Below are 2,644 nucleotides of genomic sequence, written 5' to 3'. Positions count from 1 at the left end.
TGGTTCTTATCCGCCGCATCGCGCGAGCGTCATGAGTTCCGGGACGGACTCTTAGCTCAAGGCCCCATGCCCGCTCATGACGTCTTCGATATGGGACGGCGTCCGCAAACGATGCTTGGCTAGCGACGTCGTCGAGACCCCAATACCCCGGAACGCGGGATGTCACTCATGGCCGATCTATCATCCAGATCCGGTGTCTATGACAACATTCCCGCTATCGCTTCGCGTTGCTCGGCGTGCTTTCCGGGGTTCTGCTCCTTCAACTTCGTGAGGTTGAGCAGCTTCCAGCGAACTGCCGGTAAATCTGCCGCTTGCGGCAATCCGATCACTTCGAAGTCCGGTTCAGCATCATGCAGCGAAAGCAGGAACTGCATCGCCCTGTCGTCGAGCCGTGCGAGCAGGTCTTTGGTTAGCCGCGCGCGCGCGTCCTTCAACTCGCTCAGGCTCACAGGCCTGACCGTCATACCCTCGAACTCTTTGGCAAAGGCGTCATCGATCTCGGAAAGCGGTGGCTTGATAAGCTCGTGCGGCGGTCGGCCAGAACTTGCAACATAGATCAAGAAGGTCCGAAACAGCACGTCGGTCAGCCCCTCATTCTCATAGAGAAGCTTCACATCGAACAGATCGCGCGGGTGCTGGCGATCGACCGCCGCATGGAGCTTGCCGCCGAACAAGTCCTCGAAGGCGACGACCTGCAGCTCGGCAAAGCCGAAGGTGTTGGCGACCGCGTCGGTGACCGGCCGCAGTTCTGGAGGATGCACCGTCCCGCGGGCGACTGGCGACGTCTCGATCTTGACCTCGATGTTTCCCTGGCGGACCAGCACGCGTGTGTCATTGTTGCCGCCGCCGGCGATGCGCTGAACCGTCACGCCCCGGAGGTTTCGCAAAAGGTCCTCGCGGATGCGATCAAGCGCCGCGTCGATACCGGCAAGTGTCGCGTCGCGATCCTCGACCGGGAGATAGGTGAGGTCGATGTCGACCGAGAGGCGAGGCATATCGCGATAGAAGAGATTGATGGCGGTGCCGCCCTTGAGCGCGAACACGTCCTGGCGCGCTATGAAGGGCAGTGTCCGGACCAGGAGTTCGACCTGCCGCATATATTGCTCACGCGCCATGGGCAGCCTCCTGCGGCAACAGGTCGGCCGGCACGGTGATCCGATAGGTTGGGTGCAGCCGCCCGTTCGCGGCGAGAGCGCGATCGCCTCGCCCCATGTCGATTCGCGACATGTCTATATGCTTGCGCCAGGCGTGAGCGTGCTTGTCGGCATAGACGAAGAACAGGCGTTTGACCTTCACGCTCTGGCACTGGACGAGCAGCGTCGTCAGCAATTTCGGGCGCAGATTGACCAAGCTCTCGAACGTCTTGTCGAGGGTGTGAAAGCTCTCGTTGTTTGGCAGTTCATCAAGTGCCTCAAGGATCGCTCGCTCCGCCGACGACATCCGTATCGGCCAACGCCAGGGACTGAGGGTGAGCTCCGCATCCGGGCCGTCGGACAGGCTGAATTCGCTATCTTCAACACCGATGGGCTGCTCACCGAACAGTGCATCGTTTCGCCGGACGAACCGTGCATCGGTTTGCAGCTCGACCAGCCATGTCGGTATGTCCGAGCCGTAGAGATAGATCGCAGCGTCGCCGCCCAACTGCAGATAGTGCGAATGACCGTGAAGGCCGAGGGAGCTCGTCCCTCCGACATGGAAGCTATGTCCCATGATCCATTGCGCGGAAAGCAACGGAATTTTCCATCCCGTGGCGGCTTCTTGACCTGCGCCGGTGGCAAATGGGCGGCGATAAAGGCCTTGTCTCACCCGTTCCAGCCAGCTCTGCTTCACATAGGCGGAAACGGATTGTCGCGAGATGGCGTGACGCGTCATCCAGGCCATATCCACCAGAAAACCTGGCGGGATGGCTTGAAGGAGCCGCTTCAGCTTCGATGCGCCTTGTCCATCCATAACTGACAATATGTCATGGATTCAAAGTGATTGCGAGCGCTGCTTTTGGACCTCCTCCTGATGTCAAACTAACGTTGACAAATGGATCTATTTTCAAAGTAAGCCGGAACAGCTATCTTGCTGATTTGAGCGGCTCAGAAGGCGTCTCCCTGCGGGCCGGGCTGTCGGCGAAGCTGAAGCCCCTGCGGGTCTTTACCCATCCGGGCGTCCATCCCTGACGCAGGGTGGAGCGTCGATACGCTACCGGGAGGAGAAGCGAGGTGTATCGCACGCTCAGACTATGGCTGGCGCGGCGGCGCGCTATCCGACGACGATGACAAGCCGATGCCCGTGCTCTCGTGCAGATCGACGAATTTGAAGCCTACTATGCTGCGCAGCGACTGGCAGCCCGCGCGCGGGCCGATGGTCTGTCGGGCGAGTTCCTTCACTGGACCAAGGTTGCCGCAGAGGTCGCGCGAATCTCGCCGCGCGCGAACATGAATCTGGCAAGCGTCCAGGCGATCGTCGACGAGGAACTGCGACGCAAGGGCAAGACAGTAGGCGGCGCTCGCTGAGGCGAACCGCGTGACCGCGACCAACAACACGCGGCGGCTGGGGTTCTCAGCGAATTGCGTCGTTGCCATGAAGCCAGGTCCACCAAGAGCAGCGCAATCCCGCTCTTCTGCGATGGCGTCCTGGTCCGGTTCCGGATCTT

Annotated in this window: 3 protein-coding genes; all 3 read right to left on the bottom strand. The window is 60.6% G+C overall.

From position 1 onward, the window contains the following. Nucleotides 1–197: 197 nt before the first annotated feature. Nucleotides 198–1,115 (bottom strand): nucleotidyl transferase AbiEii/AbiGii toxin family protein, encoded by a 918-nt coding sequence (locus AX750_RS00680; protein WP_067253434.1) that lies wholly within the window; start codon nucleotides 1,113–1,115, stop codon nucleotides 198–200. Then, entirely contained in the window at nucleotides 1,105–1,950 is an 846-nt protein-coding gene (locus AX750_RS00675) for a type IV toxin-antitoxin system AbiEi family antitoxin domain-containing protein (RefSeq protein WP_067253432.1), read from the bottom strand. The genes AX750_RS00680 and AX750_RS00675 overlap by 11 nt, the downstream gene beginning before the upstream one ends. Before the next feature lie 278 nt (nucleotides 1,951–2,228). Then, the coding region (locus AX750_RS26690; RefSeq protein ID WP_210173033.1) for a hypothetical protein at nucleotides 2,229–2,644 on the bottom strand (416 nt) is incomplete at its 5' end.

It is taken from the genome of Methylobacterium sp. CCH7-A2 (assembly GCF_001557075.1).
In the GTDB taxonomy this organism is placed as follows: Bacteria; Pseudomonadota; Alphaproteobacteria; order Rhizobiales; family Beijerinckiaceae; genus Allobosea; species Allobosea massiliensis.
Note: the sequence above shows the minus strand (reverse complement) of the source record. Positions and strands in the feature narration are given on the sequence as shown.

What these genes read in the sequence shown, in the direction of transcription:
- AX750_RS00680 (WP_067253434.1), bottom strand. Translation starts at nt 1,115, where the DNA reads ATGGCGCGTGAGCAATATATGCGGCAGGTCGAACTCCTGGTCCGGACA.
- AX750_RS00675 (WP_067253432.1), bottom strand. Translation starts at nt 1,950, where the DNA reads ATGGATGGACAAGGCGCATCGAAGCTGAAGCGGCTCCTTCAAGCCATC.